Genomic DNA, 18,044 nt, shown 5'->3' with positions numbered 1-18,044 from the left:
CCACGAACTCCACCCCCTACCACAGCACCCGGGACTAACCCCAACAACACAAAATGACCTATAACCCAAACCTTGACAGGGAGGAAACGACAAGCCATATAATATTCTTCAGAGGCACGTCATGCATTTGGCGTGCCTCTTTTCTTACAACGAAGTTCGAAAGGGAGAACGGAACCATGAGAAGAGGACTAACACTTCTCGGATCGCTTCTGGCGGCCTCACTCGCTCTTGGTTCGGCGGCCGCCGCCACCCCGTCCGAGAAGACAACCGGCATGCGAGGTACCACAACAGTAGTCGCGCAAGTCCAGGATCAAGAGTCAGACCTAGATGAGATCTTCAGGAAGAGCGAGACCGTGCCAGCCGATGGCGTTATGCACGAGACAAACGGGATCCGATGGAAAGTCGTCTCTGATGATCAAACTGGAGGTACCGCTTCCCCGCAGTTCCATGTGGGCGTTGGACGCTACTTATGCATTTACCTGACACCAAGAGACTGGAACTTCGGAAGTAGCGTCGGATGGGGCGGAGCCGCAGGTGGTCTGTGCACGCTTGCTGGCGGTGGCGTGATCGGTGGCGTCGCCTGCTCGGCACTTGGATCTGCCCTTGGCTGGTATCTAGCTGACAAGACAGGCCCGAAGGGAAGACAATGTGCCGAGATTTAAATGCGAGCATGGGCTCAGCCGTTTGGCTATAAGGTCATAAACAAGAGCTGCTCGGCACTGTGATCACCATGAGTTGGACATCATATTCCCCCGATACCAGCTGGTTGACAAAACTCGGAGTCGCGCTTCTGGCAGCTGGGGTGACCTTACTGATACTTGTTGCTACAACGGGCAGAGGATCGTGGGAGGCTGGCGCAGTGCTCGCAGTTGTCGGGCTGTGCTCACTCTTTGCTGGCCTCTACCGTCAACGGCGCCGTCGCCAAGACGGTGAATACAGCACCGCCCCCTAGCGTGGGCAAAGTCGATGTTCGTGGATTGAGGGTGCCACATCAATTTTGGACGACCTTTGCCCTTGTCCTTCCCTTCGACTGCCGGTGGCGTGTCAAAATCCCGTCCAAACGAGCATCACGCAGCAGAGCCAAGCCACAAGATCCGCGAAATTCCGCCACTCCTTCAATGGAGACATTCAAGTCTTCCGTCGTTTGGACGGGATTTTGACATCCGCCCTTCATTCCCCACTACCAAACTCCCGCATAGCGGACGCGCACCGGCAACTCACACCATAGACGCGCTACGCAGACTCCCACATAGCGGACGCGCACCGATCTCCCCATGCGCGTGGCACCCACAGTTCAGCCACGCGGGGTGGGCTGGCAATGGTCAGCGATCTCCTCCGGTTGGACCAGGTCCAACTGTGCACACAAGAGACGCTGCCATCCCGACCGCCACCTTGCAGGGCACGGGACCGCGCTGTGCCCAGGTGCCGCCATGTTCATACGGATTAGACGGCGGTCCCCGCGCCCTCATCGGCGTGGGGACCGGTGAGAGACCACTAGATAAAGAAATTGCGAGGCTTCCCCCATCCGCCGGGCATGCGGACCGAGTTCGTCGCGGTCAGCACAAATGCAGCGCGAAGAACTCAGCGATCTGATCCCATGGGATGGCGTTCTTCCCACCGCCGTCGTACAGATCGGTATGGGAGGCGCCAGGGATAGGAACGAACACCTTGTTGTCCCCCTGGAGCCGAGCGAAGGCATCCTTGCCCATATAGAACGAGTGCGCCTCTTCCCCATGCACAATCATCACAGCGTTCTCGATTTCCTCAATGTAGCCCAACAGCGTGGCATTCATTAGCGACGACCCGCCAATAACAGTCCACCCGTCATTCGAGTTCAGCGAGCGCGGGTGGTAGCCGCGCGGCGTCTTGTAATAGTCGTAATAGTCCTTGACGAACTGCGGCGCATCGTCGGGAAGCGGGTCCACCACGCCACCCGCCATGGCGTAGGTGCCAACCCTGTAGCTGGCAGTGCGCTGGGCCGCCACGGATGCGCGCATCTGATTGCGGGCCTCAGCGGAGTCCGCCGAGTCGAAGTAGCCATTGGCCGCCACCCGACTCAGGTCATACATAGTGGAGACGACCGTCGCCTTAATGCGTGGATCTGCCGCAGCGGCGGCCAACGCCATTCCTCCCCAACCGCAAATGCCAATGATGCCGATATTGTCCGCATCGACGTCGTCGCGCACGGAAAGGTAATCGACGGCGGCCTGGAAATCCTCGATATTAATATCCGGCGAATTCATGTAGCGCGGCGTGCCGCCGGACTCACCCGTGAAACTGGGATCGAAGGCGATGGCCAAGAAGCCGTACTCGGCCATCTTTTGGGCGTATAAGCCGCTGGACTGCTCCTTGACCGCACCGAACGGGCCGGACACCGCCAACGCTGGCCGTGGCCCCGATACCCCTTTCGGCGTGTAGAGGTCGGCCGCCAGAGTGATACCGAATCGATTGTGGAAAGTAACCCTTTCGTGGCCGACCTCCACCGAGGCCGGAAAGACCTTGTCCCACTCGTTGGTCAACTCAAGAGATTCGTTCGTCATGTCCTCTCCTTTCCAGAGGATGCGCGCGACGCCTAGGCGGTTGATCGCTCGCGCGGATTCCTGCTATTGAAACTATCCACTCCGCCGATATTCCACCAATGCCTAACGTGCATGTCAGTTATTCTTGATGTGCATATCATCGAGTTTGTCTAACTCTGCGGAGCGATGGGAGACGAATATCACATGAAGATACGGACCTTGCGCTATTTCGCGGCCGTCGCACACGACAGCAACATGACCCGTGCCGCTGAAATACTGGGTGTCTCACAGCCAACGCTCTCCAAACAACTCAAAGCCCTCGAACGAGAGCTCGGGCAGAAACTGTTCATCCGGCACTCCTTCAGCATCGAACTTACCGACGAAGGACGGCTACTACGCGACCGCGCCGACGACCTTATACGCCTAGCCGATCGAATCGAAACTGAATTCGCCGCCTTACGGGACATCACCGGCGGAGACCTTCATCTCGGTCTCGCTGAGTCCTTCCAGATTCGCCTTATTGCCGGTGCGATCCGTCGGCTCAAGGCAAACCACCCCGGACTTCGCTACCACATCACCAGCGGAGACACCGAGCAGGTCACTGAGAAACTGGATCGCGGTGTGCTGGACTTCGCCGCTCTGGTGGAAGAACCCGACGCCACAAGATATGACGTGCTGCGGCTGCCGGCTGCCGACTTGTGGGGTGTTGTTATGCGCCGGGACGACCCACTCGCTCGCTCGAGCGCGCTCACTATCGATGACCTCGCAGGGCTCCCCCTGTTCTGTTCCGAGCAGTCCTGGGCCAGCGATATACCGCGCTGGGCGGGAAAGCGCATGAAGGAACTCCACCTCGAAGGAACATTTCGCCTCGCCTATAACGGATCGGTTTTCGCGCGTGAGGGCCTCGGCTATTTGCTCACGTTTGATCGGCTTGTCGATACCGGCCCCACTAGTGATCTAGTCTTCCGCCCCCTATCGCCCACGTTGACGTCACCCGTGTACCTCATCTGGCGAAAAGGGCAGGTCTTCTCCCCCATTGCCGAACGTTTTCTGGAGCAGGTGCGCAGCACGATGAGGACGGAAGAAGTGTATGGGGACGATCCCACGCGCACAGCGCACCCAGCGGAAAGGTAGAAATGCCATGCGGAGGTCGCATCGTCGGCATCTCGATGAGCGATGTAGTGCGTAGCGAAGGTAGCAGTAACATGCGGAAAGTCGCATCGTTGCCCCATGGGCCGCATCCGCACTCTCAAGCCGCATCCGCCAGGCCGCATCCGCACTCTCAAGCGCCCTCCACCACTAATCGCAGCGCGCCCTCCGTTTCCGGCTTGATCCTCCACGTGATCGACGTCGTCGCCGAAATCAACGGTGCATCGTGGTAGAGGAAACGTCCGTGCTCCGGCACGCTATTCTCAGACGGTGAACGCACCACACTTCCATCGGTTCGCGGGCCCAGCAAAGCCTTCACTAACGTCGTCTTACCGCTACCGTTATCTCCCACCAGCGCAATATGCTCACGATGACCGATATGTAGCGGGGGTGTGCGCAGGATTTTCGATTCACCCAGTGCTAGATCCTGTTGCGGCAACTCGAGCACGACAGGCCGCCTGCTAGGGCGGGAGTCGACCCACACCTCAGCGTCGTAGTGCTTTTCTAAGCGGATCCCTTCCACCTCCGTATTGGCCCGCTCAAGCCGCGCCTCCATTCTTGCCGAAAGCCGTCCTGCCACCCCGTCTTTCCCGCTCACTATGGTCTGACGCAGCCGAAAGCGAGCGTCGTTATCACGGGTGGCGATATTGCGCCCACTACGCCGCGAAGCGGTACGCGACGCCTCCTCACGCCGTCGCTGCGCTTCCCGGGCGATGCGTTTCTGCTCACGTCTTGCCGTGTCCCGCTGCCGCAGCAGGGTTAGGGCCTCCAACTCCGCTTGCGCGGTGGCATCCGAGTACCCGCCGGGCCGCAACACGGCTCCTCCCGATCCCATCAACAGACATTGCGAACACAGGGCATCAAGCAATTCCCTGTCGTGTGAAATGAGGATCCCGATACCGCCGAAACTCCCGAACACACGGCCGATGGCCGCACGCGCAGAAGCATCAACATGATTTGTCGGTTCGTCGAGCACCAATACATCCGGCGCGTTCCACAGAGCGCATGCTATCTGTGTCATCTTCCGCTGACCGCCGGACAAGGTCTCATATCGCCACGCCCAGTCGTCCTCGATCTCGAGTTCCCGCCGAATACGAAGTGTGCGCGCATCGTACGCATAAGCGAAGTCTTCCAAGAGTTTAGGCAGCTCCGTCGCATCCTGCGCACAGTAGTATGCCAACAAGTCCGGTACGACGACGCCGACGTCGGCCTCAAGCTCCCGGCAGGCAATACGCGCGAGCGTTGTCTTACCACAGCCATTGTCACCGATTATCCCGGTCCATCCTTGCGGAAAGCTCACAGTAATGCCGGCGAGGATCGGTGTACTCGCGCCAGGGTAGGTAAATTCAAGTTCGGAAAGGTTGAGCTGCATTGCGCCTCCTTGTACTCGGAGGCCACGCGGTGCGGCAATCCCGCATCACTGCCGCATATGCCGGACGACGGCGGAGATACGCAACTGTGTCATGAAGTTGTGCGGACATGAGCGATGCGACACCCGGGGCATGGCCTCGTGCGGTTGTTTCGCGTGGGTGCTTGTGAGGCATCGCTAGTCTGTCATGCACCTGATCCTTTCGCTCGCCGACGCTTGCCAAAGGCGCTCGGCCGTACCTGGAGTTCACCCTGCGCGAGTTCTTGCACCACCACAACACCATTACCTGGGCGCAACGGCACTGCTGGCACCTATCGGCACGGTAACGGGGATCGCGGCCCTCGGAACGCGGCAGGTCCGACGATGCCAAAATGCCAACAATGCCAAAACGCCGCGGACACTAGCGGCGCCACCCATCACCATAGTGCGGTCTGCACTTCACCGCCATTGGCGGTAAACTTTGACGGTGATCGAGATCTCTCGAAGGGGCAACCATGGGCTATTCACAGCCATTCATACATACCGCACAGATCGACAGCCTATGCATGGACATCGCCGAGTTGATTGGAAGATTGGGCCCAGACCCCCGTTTGAGCACCAACCCTCATCTTCGCCGCGAGACGCGAATCCAAACAATTCACTCTTCGCTCCTCATTGAAGGGAACTCGCTGTCGCACCAAGACGTCACCGCAATCATCAACGGTGAGCGGGTACTCGGACCGCCATCGGATATTCGTGAGGTTGAGAACGCCAACCGTGCTTACACACATGAGTTCTTTTGACCCTTACTCCCCGGCGGACCTCCTACAGGCACACGCCATACTCATGGACGGACTGATTCCCGATGCCGGGCAGTTCCGGGCTGGTAACGCGGGAGTCTTCAAAGACGGCAAGCTGATCCATCCCGGCACCCCAGCAAAATACGTGCCGGATACCATACGGAACCTGTTCTCCTGGCTGAGTTCGACAGACCTTCACCCACTTCTCGCCTCGTGCCTTTTCCATTACGAGTTTGAGTCTATTCATCCGTTCACCGACGGTAACGGGCGCACTGGGCGCCTTTGGCATACGCTGCTACTGTCACACTGGCGGGCTCCGCTTGCATGGCTGCCGGTCGAAACCGTTATCCATGCACGCCAAGAGGAGTACTACCGGACCATTGCCACATCAAATCAAGCGGGGTCTTGCGAGAGTTTTGTCGTCTTCGCGCTCGAGGCGATCCGCGACGCACTACTCCCCTACATTGAGCCACACCCACTGCAGAATCGACGGCAGCGAATACTCGGGCTGCTCCGCGATGACCCGCACCTGACCGTACGTGCCTTGGCGGTACAACTCGGTTGTTCGCAGCGGACGGCCGAGCGACTCATAGCTGAGCTGCGAGCCGCCGGCCAATTAAGTCGGGAGGGAAGCGCACGATCTGGCTGGTGGCGCGTCCGCCGACCAGATGGCTAATCCCGGTCCCCGCAGCTTTGGAATTGCCCGGCGGCGGGAGGCGCTGACACGAGCCCACCCCATTGACAGGCAACCCGATCCTGCGGTCAAAGGGCAACCGCCTCCTTCACAGGCTCTCCTTGACGCCGCGCAATGAGTTACCGTTATCCGGTCCATCGTCGGCTGGTCAAGCCTGTATTTGACGAGGGGAAGCAACGCGAGAAGCAGAATTGCTGCCGGTGCCACGTCGATGATGGCACCGATCACCGTTACAGCTGCCCGGCGCTCCAAACAACCTGATTGTGGCCGTTCTTGACTGTCTTGGCGTCAACTACCACCACGCAACCTTGGCGGAGACGGCCGCTCTTTTCGGCTACTCACCTTCCGATCTCAGCCGACTCATTTAGAACAGCACCGGCAAGACCTTCAGCGCGATAATCACCAACTTCCACATGGAGCGAACCGTGACCCTACTCAAAACACGAGAAGGCAACCTCTCCACCATGGCGCAGGAACGCACTCGGAGCTTAATCAGGCATGAATTCGCTGGCACCAGGTTCCCTCTTCGGTCGGCTATGGATCCACTCCGGGTTCTTCACGCACTCCCGTGAAGAACCCGGACCACGCCAAAACACACGGAGCAAATCCATAGTCGCCAAATGGACCCACCACCCACATCCGGCCCCCGCTCGATGGCCGAGCGTGCCAGCCCGCAACTATCTTCCCCGGTCAGTACCCGGCGCATTGACTCGCGCGCGGCACCCCGCCCCGGAGCGGAGGCCCGACAGCGCACGCGTCTTCACCATCGACCCGCTTCACCGCCGACCCGCGTCACCTTCTAACAGCGGCTCCAGGAAGCGGCTTGTCGCCCGGACGGGCAAGCGGCCCGACCAGCTCATGCGGTACGTATAGCTCCTCCAGATAGGCGACGTCGTCGTCGGACAGTTTGAGATCCAACGCTCGCACAGCATCGTCAACCCTGCTCGGGCGCGAGCACCCGACGATGGGAGCGGCAACGCCTTTGACCCAGTGCCAGGCCAAAGCTACATCAGACATGGCGACGCCGTACCGTTCGGAAACTTCTGCCACCCGCCCAACAATCGGAATACCCGTCTCCCGATCGCGATCATACTTCCTACGCATGGTGCCGTCCGTGGTTGACCGAAGCGAATCAGAATCCCATGTCGGTCGCGTCAAATGCCCCGAAGCGAGGGGACTGTACGGGGTGAGCGACATACCATATTGCTGGCACACAGGGATCATTTCTCGTTCGTCCTCCCGGTACAGCAAGTTATAATGATTCTGCATGCTGGCGAACTTCGTCCAGCCGTTTTCATGCGCCACCACCTGCATATTGTGGAGCTGATAGGCGTACATGGCCGACGCTCCGAGCGCACGAACCCTGCCTGCCTGGACCAACGAGTCGAGGGTCTCCATCGTCTCCTCGATCGGAGTGCCATAGTCGAAGCGATGGATGATGTACAGATCGAGGTAATCGGTGCCCAAGCGGGCCAGTGTTCCATCGATCTCTCGGGTAATCGCGGCACGGGAGAGGTTCCCCTCGTTGAAATACACCTTCGAGGCAAGTACTACGTCCTCGCGTTTTACCCCGAGCTTCTTAAGTGATTCTCCTATGAACTCCTCACTGGTACCGTGGGCGTACACATTGGCCGTGTCGATGAAGTTGATGCCGAGTTCCAACGCGCGGGCGATCACCGCCTGCGTCGTCGGCTGGTCGATAACCCACTGGTGGAAGTCCTCGAAGACTCGCCCGAAGCTCATCCCACCGATGCAGAGTTTCGAGATGGTGATATCCGTCGTTCCTAGTTTGGTGTATTGCATGTCTACGTCTCCCGTTCCTTATCGTCTGGACGGCTACCGGAGGTGTGCCAGCGCCTCCGCACATCCGCAGAAACAAACACTCCGGCCAAGAGGTAGCACCTAGCCCTAGCGGTATCTACCCACATCCGCGGATACGAGTCTCGCCGTCGTCGTTCCTTCATCCGTGAGAAAGAAACGATCCATGGCAGCGCCAGCGTCCAACAAGTTCTAGTGTGCCAGTGTCAGGCCGTTTCAACCAGACCCCGCTCGGTCATCGCGGCAAACGATGCCGTATCGGAACCTGAGAACGACGCCGCACCAGAACATGAACACGGCACCACGCCAGAACATGAAGCTGTATCATTTGCTAGCACAGGAAGTTGCTAGGGATACCCGATTCTCCGTTGCCGTCCACGGACTGATGCTGATTTCGCAAGCATCCGCGGCAGATAGCCCCATAACCTCCGCCCGCATTGCTACTAGCACGGAAGTCAACGCTAGCTATGTGCGCAAGGTAATGGCAGGTCTGGTCCAATCCGGCATCGTTACCTCACGCAGCGGTTCGCAGGGATACGAGATGGCTATGGCACCCCGTGATGCCACGCTGCTGGCAATTCATGACGCCGCCTGCGGCGAACCCCTTCGCGTGATGGATCTACACCGCAATCCCAACGATGACTGCATTGTGGGGCGGCACATCACGCCGGTACTTTCCGAAGTCATGGCACATGCCGAAGACGCCCTCCGATGCGCCTTGGCGTCGCAGTCGCTTCACGACTGCATCGGCAGCATGCGCGCGCGATTACATCCAGACGAAATAGCCCAACTAAAGCCGGGAGGAAACGAATGAAGGCGGCTGTTCTGATCCACTATGGAAAGGCGCCCTACGCCGTTCAGGTGGACGATGTCCGCGAACCGAAAGTCGCACCGAGAGATGCCCTGGTGCGCGTGCGTGCCGCGGGTGTCAATCCTGTTGACACGATGATCGCACGCAAGGAGGTTCAGCTCCTCGCCAGATACCGAACTCCGCTCATCTTGGGTAACGAGCTGGCCGGCGAGGTGGAAGCGGTCGGGGCGGAGGTGACCCGCGTGCAGGTCGGCCAACGCGTCATGTGCCGAATGCCGGTTAATCGTATCGGAGCGTTCGCGCAGTACGCAGCGGTAGACGAAAACGCGCTGGCACCGATCCCCGATGATTACAACTTCCAAGAGGCCGCTTCCCTATCACTGACCGCGTTAACAGCAGCGCAGGCTTTGGACCTCTTGCATGGAGCACGCCCTGGCAACACGGTGTTTATCTCCGGCGGCACCGGTAGCCTGGGCGCAACGATTATTCCGCTGGCTGCAGATCGCGGGTTACGCGTTATCACATCGGGTAATGCTCGGCACGAACCACGTATTCTCGCCTTAGGCGCGGAACAGTTCATCGACTATCGCACTCAGGACTACACGCAAGTGCTCCGAGATGTCGACTTCGTTATCGATGGTCTCGGCGGCAAAGAAGTCAAACGCCAACTGGGAATCATGTGCGAGGGTGGAACCCTGGTGTCGCTGCGAGGCGGTCCTAACCGTGAGTTCGCACGCCGGGAAGCGTACGGGCACCTCAAGCGGGCTCTGTTCACTGTGGCAGGAATGTGCTTCGACCGGGCAGCCGCAGCCCGAAAGCAGCGATACCGATTCGTCTACGTACATTCCGACGGCGAACAGTTGGAACAGGCGGTCAAGGTTCTTGCCGGTCGCGGTGTCAAAGCCCATATAGGTGACGTTCTGCCACTGGAAGAAGCTGCGGAGGCCCTGACTCGTGTAGACGCCGGCGGCGCTGCGGGTAAGCTCGTCTTGGTCCCTTGATACTCGACGCACAACTCGCCGCCCGGCAAATGACTAGACTCGGTGTTGCCCCGGTGATGAATGGTGCGCATGTGCCCGACAGCATGCGACCGCTTGCTCACCACATCACCGGGGGAAACAATGTCAACACAAGTAGACGGGTTACGATAGGTGAACCAATACGAGATCGACCATCTCGCGGTAGTCCGAGCCAATACCCCCGAATCGATGGTCTTTCTGAAGTCCGACGGATCCTTCCCTCTCTCCCACCCGGGCAGGCTCGCTTTGTACGGCGCGGGGGCGCGTCGCACTGTCAAAGGCGGCAGCGGTTCGGGCGACGTCAATTCTCGCCACGTTGTCACCATTGAAGAAGGGCTGGAGAATGCCGGTTTCGTGCTGACAACCAAGCCGTGGCTCGATGCCTACGACGACGTCGCCGCCGCGCATCACCGCCGCTTCGTCGCAGATTTGAAGAGGCGTGCCGCGCAGGCCGGTATTCCGGCACCGGAGTTCGGCATGGGCGCCGTCGAAGCCGCGCCGGAGTATGATCTGCCGCTTGCAGGCACGGGCGACGCCGCGGTGTACGTGGTCTCCCGCGAGTCGGGTGAGGGCAACGACCGGGTGGCGCAGCGCGGCGACGTACTCCTCACGCATTCCGAAATCAGGGATATTCAGGTTCTTGCCGCCCAGTTTGAGAGGTTCCTACTGGTTCTGAATGTGGGAGGCGTCGTCGACCTCAGCCCGGTGAGCCACGTACCCAATATCCTCCTTCTCTCACAGCTTGGTGCCAGTATTGGTGATGCTTTTGCCGACGTCCTGCTCGGCAGGAGCTATCCCTCCGGAAAACTCTCAACCACCTGGACTGCGTGGGAAGATTACCCCTCCATCGGCAACTTCGGCGATCCAGACGACACGTACTACCGCGAAGGCATCTACGTCGGATATCGCTACTTCGACTCGGTTGGTGTCGCACCGCTTTTCCCCTTCGGTTTCGGACTCGGATACACCACCTTCGACGTCGAGGTGCGCGCAGTATCTTCGGACCACTCGCTGGTCAGCGTGCAGGCGGCCGTTACCAATACGGGCGAACACGCGGGCAAGGAAGTTGTACAAGTGTACGTCAGCGCACCCAACGGCAGGCTCGACCAGCCGCACCAAGTCTTGGCAGGCTTTGCAAAAACCGATGAGATATCGGCCGGCAGCACCGAGCGGGTCACCGTCACCTTCGACCTCGCCGACCTCGCATCTTACGATGCGGCGGCAGTGGCCATGGTTCTCGAAGCCGGTGAATATGTGATTCGCGTCGGCACGTCTAGCCGCGACACGGAGGTGTGCGCCGTCGTCGAGCTCTCCGAAACCGCTACGGTTCGCAGGGTACATCAGGTACTGGCCGATCCCGGATTCACAGATTTCACGTCACCGCAATACGCGGCACCGCGCCCCGCATACAACCAGGTACCGCGAGTACTTGTCACGGCCGCCGATCTCCGCCGCGCGGACGCTTGCGAGCCCGTAGACCTTGCCGATGCGCTCGACCACGTCAGCGGGTTATCCGACGATGAGCTCTGTCATCTGGTTCTTGGTGACTACGGCGACTCCGCCATGAAGCAATCCGTCATCGGGCAGGCCTCACAAACCCTTATCGGTGCGGCCGGACAGACAACGACCGCGATCCCCGGTCTCCCCTCGCTTATTCTTGCCGACGGACCCGCCGGACTGCGCTTGGCACCGGAAGTGGGTGAAGATGCGGATGGTCGCTTTGCTCTGCGCCCCGCGCTCGGCGGCCTTTATGCCGAGTTACGGGAAGATGATGCACCAGCACAGGCGGGCGAGACCGCACCCCGGCGGCCGCAGCGGTCCTACGAGCAGTACACCACCGCTCTTCCCATCGGTACGGCCATCGCGCAAACCTGGAACCTGACACTGGCCGAGAAACTCGGCGACATTGTAGGCGCGGAAATGGAACACTTCGGTGTACACCTCTGGTTGGCTCCGGCAGTGAATCTGCACCGTTCAATCTTGTGCGGTCGTAACTTCGAGTACTTCTCCGAGGATCCACTGCTATCTGGCCAGATGGCCGCTGCAATAGCGCGCGGCGTGCAGGCCCATCCGGGGCGCGGAGTAACCATCAAGCACTTCGCTTGCAACAATCAAGAAGCCAACCGCCTACACTCGTGCAGCCATGTGTCGGAGCGTGCTGCGCGCGAACTCTACCTGCGAAGTTTTGAGATTACGATCCGTACAGACCAGCCGCATGGCCTGATGACCTCCTACAACCTCATCAATGGAGTTCATACCTCCGAGTCTTCCGCCTTGTTGGAAACACTTCTCCGCCAGGAGTGGGGCTACAAGGGCCTTGTTATGACCGACTGGGTTATCGACTCTATGGCGCGCACAGATCAGAGGTATCCGCGCGCAATCGCCGCGGCCACCATAAAGGCCGGTAACGAGTTGTTTATGCCCGGCTGCGAGAATGACCGGCAGAACTTGCTGGCAGCTCTTCACACTGGCAATGCTGCGCCCGGCGGCAAAGCTCACAGTGGTGAGGAACAGCGGGGCAAGGAGCAGAGAGTATCTCTCACCCGCGAGGAACTAGAGAAGCAAGCCGCACGCATAGTACGAATAGTTCGCAGGCTAAGGTAGAGGTATGAGTGGTGGATTGCCCAATAGTCAATACACACCGCTCCGGGCAACCCGGGCCGTGAATCCAGCCAATCCGGAGCCGTCAATCGTCTAGCATCATCACCGCACGTTTTGTAAGAACATGTCAGTATCCACAACCAGGTCGCCTCTGCCGACCATCGCGCTCCTCGTGCTCGCGGGCTTCGTCTGCATCTTCAACGAAGCCGAGATGAACATCGCCCTTATCGCCATCTCAAAAATCTATGGCATCGAGGTTACAAGCGCCCAGTGGTTGACAACCGGGTACATGCTTATTACCGGTACCTTCATGCCATTGTCTGCCTTCGCGATGGGCCGCTTCGGATCTCGCAAAACCGTACTCGGCGCGCTCACCGTGCTGCTCTTCGGCCTTCTTGTCTCCGCTTTTGCTCCGAACTTCGGCATACTGCTGGCAGGACGGCTGATTCAGGCCCTTGGCTGCTCCTTCTTCACTCCGGTGATGATGGCAGTGATTATCACCTTGGCACCGAAGAACAGGCTCGGCACCTACAACGGCGTCATGATGTTCGTACTTATGGCAGCACCGGCGCTCTCCCCCACTTTTGCGGGAGTCATCCTCACCTCTTTCGGCCTGCCATGGCTGTTCTACGTCATTATTCCGATACTCATCCTTCTTATCATCGCCCTGAGCATTTTCCTACCAGACACAATCGAAGCACGGCAGACCACTCTCGACATGCGCTCCGTCATCTTCTCCATACTCGGCTTCGGCGGTGTGGTATACGCGGTTGGCAATGCCGCCTCCGCGGGCTTTACCGCGCCGACCACATTAGTGCCGGCAGGCGTCGGCGTTATAGCACTTATCGTGTACTCGCGGCGCCAACTCCGCTTAGAGCGCCCACTGCTCAACGTGCGAATCTTCGCGAACCGTCAGTACCGTGCCTCCATCGTCTTGGTCGGCGTCTTGCAGACAATACTATTTGGTACCATCCTTGTCGCACCGCTCTTCCTGCAGGACACGTGGGGCATGAGCGCTTCCCAGGCGGGGCTGCTCATCCTTCCCAGCGGTGTCGCAACTGCTATCGCCAACCTCATGGCGGGAATTGCCTATGATCGCTTCGGTACGCGCATTGTTCCCTACGGCCTAGCCGTCTGCACCGTCGGCTATCTGGGCGTGGCCGCAACAATGTACTGGGATCTCGGCAAGGCCTCCTTCGCCATATTCTGCGTCGTGTATGCCCTGGGTCTCCCGTTCGCGATGACCGCGCTGACATCCAACTCCTTGAAGAGCCTGGAGCCTGAGCAATACCCGGACGGTTCATCCCTAAACAACACCATCCAGCAAATCACCGGCTCTGCGGGTACCGCACTGTTCACAATCATCGTTTACCGCTCATTCACTCTGCCGGGAAATACCTACGCGAGCCGTTTGAGCAATGGGGCGGAAGTGAGTTTCCTCGTGGCGGCTCTGGCTATGCTCATCCTATTTGACACCTATCTGCTGCTCCGTCCCGTGCTCACGCGTCGGCGGCCAGACGAACAGGTGCGCAGTGTCCTGGAGAGCTGACCTCGGTTTTGTGCGTTAGACTCACGTTAATCTGAGCCGCATTAGAAGGCTTTCCTCTCGCGCGGGACCAGCAGCCAGTGTCGGGCCCGGCGTGCTTGGGTACGGCGGCCGCACCGTGGGGCAGCGCTCGAACCTCGGGGTCTGCCGGGGCCGTACGGCGTAGCGGCGCTTCACGTCCGGACGGCGTACCTGCGCCTCAGGCAGCGTCGTCGCCCCAGATTTCCGCGATCATCGGGAACGTGCTCCAGGCTTTCGGCCAGCCACAGCAAAAGGCCAACTGCGTCACGATCTCAACGGCTTCCTCCCTGGTGATCCCATGCGCCTTTCCAAGCTCAAGATGCGCGCGCAGTTGTGGATACAGGCCGACCGAAAACAGTGCGGCAATCGTGATCATGGAACGATCACGGGCGCTGAGCTCGTCCTCACGTGCCCATACCTGCGCGAAAAGAACGTCGTCGTTGAGGGCCGCAAATTGCGGGGCCAAGGTTCCTAAATTATCGCGGCCGACTGTTTGCTTCTTTGCCGTCTGTCATTCTCCTATCAATGCAAAACTCAACGAGCCGCTGTCATGCGGTGTCAACTGTGTGCGTGCCGCGCTCAGCTGTGGGCGTGCCACGCTCAGCTATGGGCATGCCGCGCTCAATTGCCGAGGTGCCACTGTCAGACGGAGGACACACCACCTGTATCACCCGACACGCGCACATGTACTGTCAGTACAGACTACCGCCGCCCAGCTGCTGCTTCTTGACGAGATCGCCGAGCAGCCATTGCACGACCTTCGGATCGTAGTGGTCGAAGATGCGCGGGAATGTGCCATCGTCGAGCGTCTGGAAAGCGGCGAGGTCCTCATCGGTCAGCTCGAAGTCGAACACGTTGAAATTCTCCTCCATACGGTCGCGATGCGTTGACTTCGGGATGACGACGACGCCCTTCTGTATCAGCGCGCGCAGGGTTACCTGGCCCGGCTTCTTTCCGTACTTGGCGCCAATCTCAGCCAGCACCGGATTAGTGAAGATGTTGTTCTGGCCCTCGGCAAAGGGCGCCCATGCCTCGTGCTGAACCCCAAGGTTCGCCATCACTTCATGAGCAGCGTCCTCCTGCCGGAACGGGTGGGTTTCGATCTGATTGACGGCTGGCAGAACCTCTGCCAGAGTCGCGACATCAATCAACCGCTCGGGATAGAAGTTGGAAAGCCCGATTGCGCGCAGTTTGCCCGCTTTGTATGCATCCTCCATCGCGCGATACGCACCGGGATAGTCACCCATCGCCTGGTGGAGCAGCATCAGATCGATATGATCAGTGCCGAGTTTCTCCAACGATTCATCAATCGAAGCGGCGGCACGTTCATAGTTCATATTGGACACCCAGATCTTGGATGTAATGAACACTTCGTCCCGTGCAAGACCACTCTTTGCGAAAGCGGCACCGACTCCCTCTTCATTGGCGTAGGCCTGAGCCGTGTCGATAAGCCCATAACCGACTTCCAGTGCCTCGGTCACGCACCGCTCGGTCTCATCGGGCGGGGTCTGAAAGACTCCGTAGCCGAGCATGGGCATTTCAACGCCATTATTCAGTGTTGTGTACAGCATTGCTCTTCTTTCATGCGCCTGCAGGTGTCGCCACCTGCATAGTTTGTGGATCGCGCGGCCGCGGGTGTCTGCGTGGTTCTCCGCGGCCGAGAGCACCTTTCGTACCCCGCGCTCTTGCCGCGAAAGCGCCATACAGCACAGCCGCCAGAACCGCGACCTTGTTCCGATGTGCTTAGTCCTGCATGGCGTCATAGTCATTGACTGTTTTGGTGAAATCTGGCGCGTCTTCCGGAATGACGTAGTACGGCTTTTGAGGGAGCTCTGCAATCTCGGCCATCTCGGCATCCGCCAATTCGAAATCGAACAGGTCAATGTTCTCCGCCATGTGTGCAGGATTGAGCGTCTTCGGAAAAATCACGTTGCCTTGCTGAAGGTGCCAACGCAAGATGGTCTGCGCCGGCGTCTTTCCGTACTTCTCCCCCAGACGCGCAAACACGGGTTCAGCCAATAAAGTGGCATCGCCATGCCCGAGCGGGTACCACGCCTCGAACACAACACCCTTATCCGCCAAGAGCTGCTTCATCGCATGCTGGTTCCAGTAGGGATGCATCTCAACCTGCACTACCGTCGGCACAATGTTCGCAATGTCCAGAATCTCCTGCAGCTTGCGCTGTGGGAAGTTCGATAGGCCGATGGAGCGAACCTTCCCAGCCTCAACCGCCTCTTCCATGGCCTTCCACGCCTGCGTGTACTCGCTCGCCATAGGGCTGATGCAGCAGCAGAAGATCAATGTAGTCCATATCCAGACGCCGCAGCGTGGCATCAATATCCGCCCGGCACTGCTCAAGTGGGTAGCTCTGCGGGAAGAGTTTGGTGGTGATGAACAGCTCTTCGCGCGGGATTCCGCTGGCGCGAACGGCGCGGCCAACCGCCTTCTCATTGAAATAGGCATTCGCTGTGTCGATATGCCGGTACCCCACAGCAAAAGCCTCTGGCAGATGCGCCTCGACCTCGGCGGGCGTCATCAGAAATACGCCGTAACCGACAGCCGGGATACGCCGTCCGTCGTTCATGGTGAACTCGAGCATGTTGCCCTCCTCCTCATCTTCGGTGCCCCGCTGGCGCCTGCCCTCGGGCACCGTGTTCTGTTGCGTCTTGAGCCATGGAGCGCTTGCCGGTGTATCCACGCCCATCGGCGCGCCTGCACGCCTTTTACGTTCGTTACACATAAGTCTCGCAGGTCAAATCCTTTATTTACAATGCATGTTAGACATCTGCTTATGCACAATCCACATAAGGACTGGGCGATGAACTTCGAACAATTGCGTCAGTTGGAGGCGGTGGCGGAATTCGGCACGGTGAGCGCCGCTGCGGACGAATTGATCATGTCCCAGAGCGCCCTCAGCCGTTCACTAGCACGGCTGGAGAAGGACCTCGGCATAGCTCTCTTTGACAGGCACGGGCGCAGCATCTCTCTGAACAGGGCCGGTGCCACCGCACTCGAATACGTCCACTCGATCCTGCGGGAGGAGCGTCTCATGCGCGCCGCGCTCAACGAGCTGGCGAATCGCGCCCAGACCCTGACGGTCGGAACGGTCGCCCCGGCGCCTCTGTGGCGTCTCACCGCTCTTGCGGTGGAGCGCTTCCCCGGTCTGCTTCTCTCTTCCCAGACCATCGGCCAAAGTGATGTGGAGCGGCGCCTTATCAGCGCCGAGATTGATCTGGCGATCTCCTTACAACCGTTGCATTATCCGGCCATCAACTCAGTCCCGCTCATGAGCGAACAACTATCGGTTCTCGTACCTGAGAGCCACCGCCTCGCCGCGCAGAAAACACTGACCCGCGACGACCTGGATGGTGAGACCTTCCTGCTGTATGCGGGGGTCGGATTCTGGCTGGAGCGGGTGCAGATGGCCCTGCCACATTCGACGCTGATCCTGCAAGAGGACTTCTCAGTGTTCCAGCAACTTGTTCCCACCTCCGGGTTGTTGAGTTTTACCACCGACGCCGTCTTCCTCACCGATACGACCTCGGGCGTGGTGCTGCCCCTGCCCGACGAGATTTCCCGTGCAACGTACCATCTGCTCGTCCGTGGAGACGGCCCGCGCGAAGCCGTCCGGCTCTTCGAGTGGGTAGCAGCCCAATCCGAATCCCGGCACAATTGAGCAAAAACGTCACCGTGTTGGGTAAAGACCATCACCGCGTCA

Annotated in this window: 17 protein-coding genes; 10 read left to right on the top strand and 7 right to left on the bottom strand. The window is 59.3% G+C overall.

The annotated features are described in order from the left end of the window. Positions 1 to 176 precede the first annotated feature (176 nt). On the top strand, positions 177 to 662 hold the full coding sequence (locus EKN07_RS01370; RefSeq protein WP_126145475.1) for a hypothetical protein: 486 nt from the start codon (positions 177 to 179) through the stop codon (positions 660 to 662). Positions 663 to 730: 68 nt separating this feature from the next. After that, positions 731 to 952 (top strand): DUF202 domain-containing protein, encoded by a 222-nt coding sequence (locus EKN07_RS01365; protein ID WP_126145474.1) that lies wholly within the window; start codon positions 731 to 733, stop codon positions 950 to 952. A gap of 604 nt (positions 953 to 1,556) precedes the next feature. Here the strand turns inward: EKN07_RS01365 and EKN07_RS01360 are convergent. Next, a complete protein-coding gene (locus EKN07_RS01360; RefSeq protein ID WP_126145473.1) occupies positions 1,557 to 2,540 on the bottom strand; it encodes an alpha/beta hydrolase in 984 nt (327 codons plus the stop codon). Between the two features lie 183 nt (positions 2,541 to 2,723). Here EKN07_RS01360 and EKN07_RS01355 point away from each other — a divergent pair, with 183 nt between their 5' ends. Beyond that, a complete protein-coding gene (locus tag EKN07_RS01355; RefSeq protein ID WP_126145472.1) occupies positions 2,724 to 3,653 on the top strand; it encodes a LysR family transcriptional regulator in 930 nt (309 codons plus the stop codon). Positions 3,654 to 3,801: 148 nt separating this feature from the next. Here EKN07_RS01355 and EKN07_RS01350 read toward each other — a convergent pair whose 3' ends face one another. After that, positions 3,802 to 5,040 carry an ATP-binding cassette domain-containing protein gene (locus tag EKN07_RS01350; RefSeq protein ID WP_126145471.1) on the bottom strand — a complete coding sequence of 413 codons (1,239 nt, stop codon included), beginning with the start codon at positions 5,038 to 5,040 and terminating at the stop codon, positions 3,802 to 3,804. 491 nt (positions 5,041 to 5,531) lie between these two features. Between EKN07_RS01350 and EKN07_RS12915 the strand changes: the two genes are divergently transcribed. Both EKN07_RS12915 and EKN07_RS01345 read left to right on the top strand, forming a co-directional pair. Next, positions 5,532 to 5,819, top strand: a complete 288-nt coding sequence (locus EKN07_RS12915; RefSeq protein WP_241228094.1) for a hypothetical protein — start codon at positions 5,532 to 5,534, stop codon at positions 5,817 to 5,819. Continuing rightward, on the top strand, positions 5,806 to 6,492 hold the full coding sequence (locus EKN07_RS01345) for a Fic family protein (RefSeq protein ID WP_241228093.1): 687 nt from the start codon (positions 5,806 to 5,808) through the stop codon (positions 6,490 to 6,492). The genes EKN07_RS12915 and EKN07_RS01345 overlap by 14 nt, the downstream gene beginning before the upstream one ends. A gap of 810 nt (positions 6,493 to 7,302) precedes the next feature. Here the strand turns inward: EKN07_RS01345 and EKN07_RS01340 are convergent. Continuing rightward, on the bottom strand, positions 7,303 to 8,313 hold the full coding sequence (locus EKN07_RS01340; protein ID WP_126145470.1) for an aldo/keto reductase: 1,011 nt from the start codon (positions 8,311 to 8,313) through the stop codon (positions 7,303 to 7,305). 304 nt (positions 8,314 to 8,617) lie between these two features. Here EKN07_RS01340 and EKN07_RS01335 point away from each other — a divergent pair, with 304 nt between their 5' ends. The 4 genes from EKN07_RS01335 (at position 8,618) to EKN07_RS01320 (ending at position 14,308) form a co-directional block, all read left to right on the top strand. Then, positions 8,618 to 9,142, top strand: a complete 525-nt coding sequence (locus EKN07_RS01335) for an Rrf2 family transcriptional regulator (RefSeq protein ID WP_164546571.1) — start codon at positions 8,618 to 8,620, stop codon at positions 9,140 to 9,142. Then, entirely contained in the window at positions 9,139 to 10,140 is a 1,002-nt protein-coding gene (locus EKN07_RS01330; RefSeq protein WP_126145468.1) for an NADP-dependent oxidoreductase, read from the top strand. The genes EKN07_RS01335 and EKN07_RS01330 overlap by 4 nt, the downstream gene beginning before the upstream one ends. A gap of 150 nt (positions 10,141 to 10,290) precedes the next feature. Continuing rightward, the gene (locus EKN07_RS01325) at positions 10,291 to 12,762 is read left to right on the top strand and encodes a glycoside hydrolase family 3 N-terminal domain-containing protein (RefSeq protein ID WP_241228092.1); all 2,472 of its coding nucleotides are present in this window, start codon (positions 10,291 to 10,293) and stop codon (positions 12,760 to 12,762) included. A 121-nt stretch (positions 12,763 to 12,883) separates the two neighbouring features. Next, positions 12,884 to 14,308 carry an MFS transporter gene (locus EKN07_RS01320; RefSeq protein ID WP_126145466.1) on the top strand — a complete coding sequence of 475 codons (1,425 nt, stop codon included), beginning with the start codon at positions 12,884 to 12,886 and terminating at the stop codon, positions 14,306 to 14,308. Between the two features lie 196 nt (positions 14,309 to 14,504). Here EKN07_RS01320 and EKN07_RS01315 read toward each other — a convergent pair whose 3' ends face one another. From EKN07_RS01315 to EKN07_RS13160, 4 genes are all read right to left on the bottom strand, one after another. After that, entirely contained in the window at positions 14,505 to 14,792 is a 288-nt protein-coding gene (locus EKN07_RS01315) for a carboxymuconolactone decarboxylase family protein (protein WP_108715468.1), read from the bottom strand. Between the two features lie 226 nt (positions 14,793 to 15,018). Continuing rightward, positions 15,019 to 15,897, bottom strand: a complete 879-nt coding sequence (locus EKN07_RS01310; RefSeq protein WP_126145465.1) for an aldo/keto reductase — start codon at positions 15,895 to 15,897, stop codon at positions 15,019 to 15,021. A 172-nt stretch (positions 15,898 to 16,069) separates the two neighbouring features. Continuing rightward, positions 16,070 to 16,600, bottom strand: coding sequence for an aldo/keto reductase (locus tag EKN07_RS01305; protein WP_164546570.1), 531 nt, complete (start codon positions 16,598 to 16,600; stop codon positions 16,070 to 16,072). After that, positions 16,551 to 17,030, bottom strand: coding sequence for an aldo/keto reductase (locus tag EKN07_RS13160; RefSeq protein ID WP_206435644.1), 480 nt, complete (start codon positions 17,028 to 17,030; stop codon positions 16,551 to 16,553). The genes EKN07_RS01305 and EKN07_RS13160 overlap by 50 nt, the downstream gene beginning before the upstream one ends. Before the next feature lie 87 nt (positions 17,031 to 17,117). On the opposite strand from EKN07_RS13160, the gene EKN07_RS01295 reads away from it, so the two are divergent. Continuing rightward, positions 17,118 to 18,002: a LysR family transcriptional regulator gene (locus EKN07_RS01295; RefSeq protein ID WP_206435643.1), complete on the top strand. Its 885-nt coding sequence runs from the start codon at positions 17,118 to 17,120 to the stop codon at positions 18,000 to 18,002. The last annotated feature ends 42 nt before the right edge of the window (positions 18,003 to 18,044 follow it).

This window comes from Actinobaculum sp. 352, assembly GCF_003957265.1.
Classification (GTDB): domain Bacteria; phylum Actinomycetota; class Actinomycetes; order Actinomycetales; family Actinomycetaceae; genus Asp313.
Note: the sequence above shows the minus strand (reverse complement) of the source record. Positions and strands in the feature narration are given on the sequence as shown.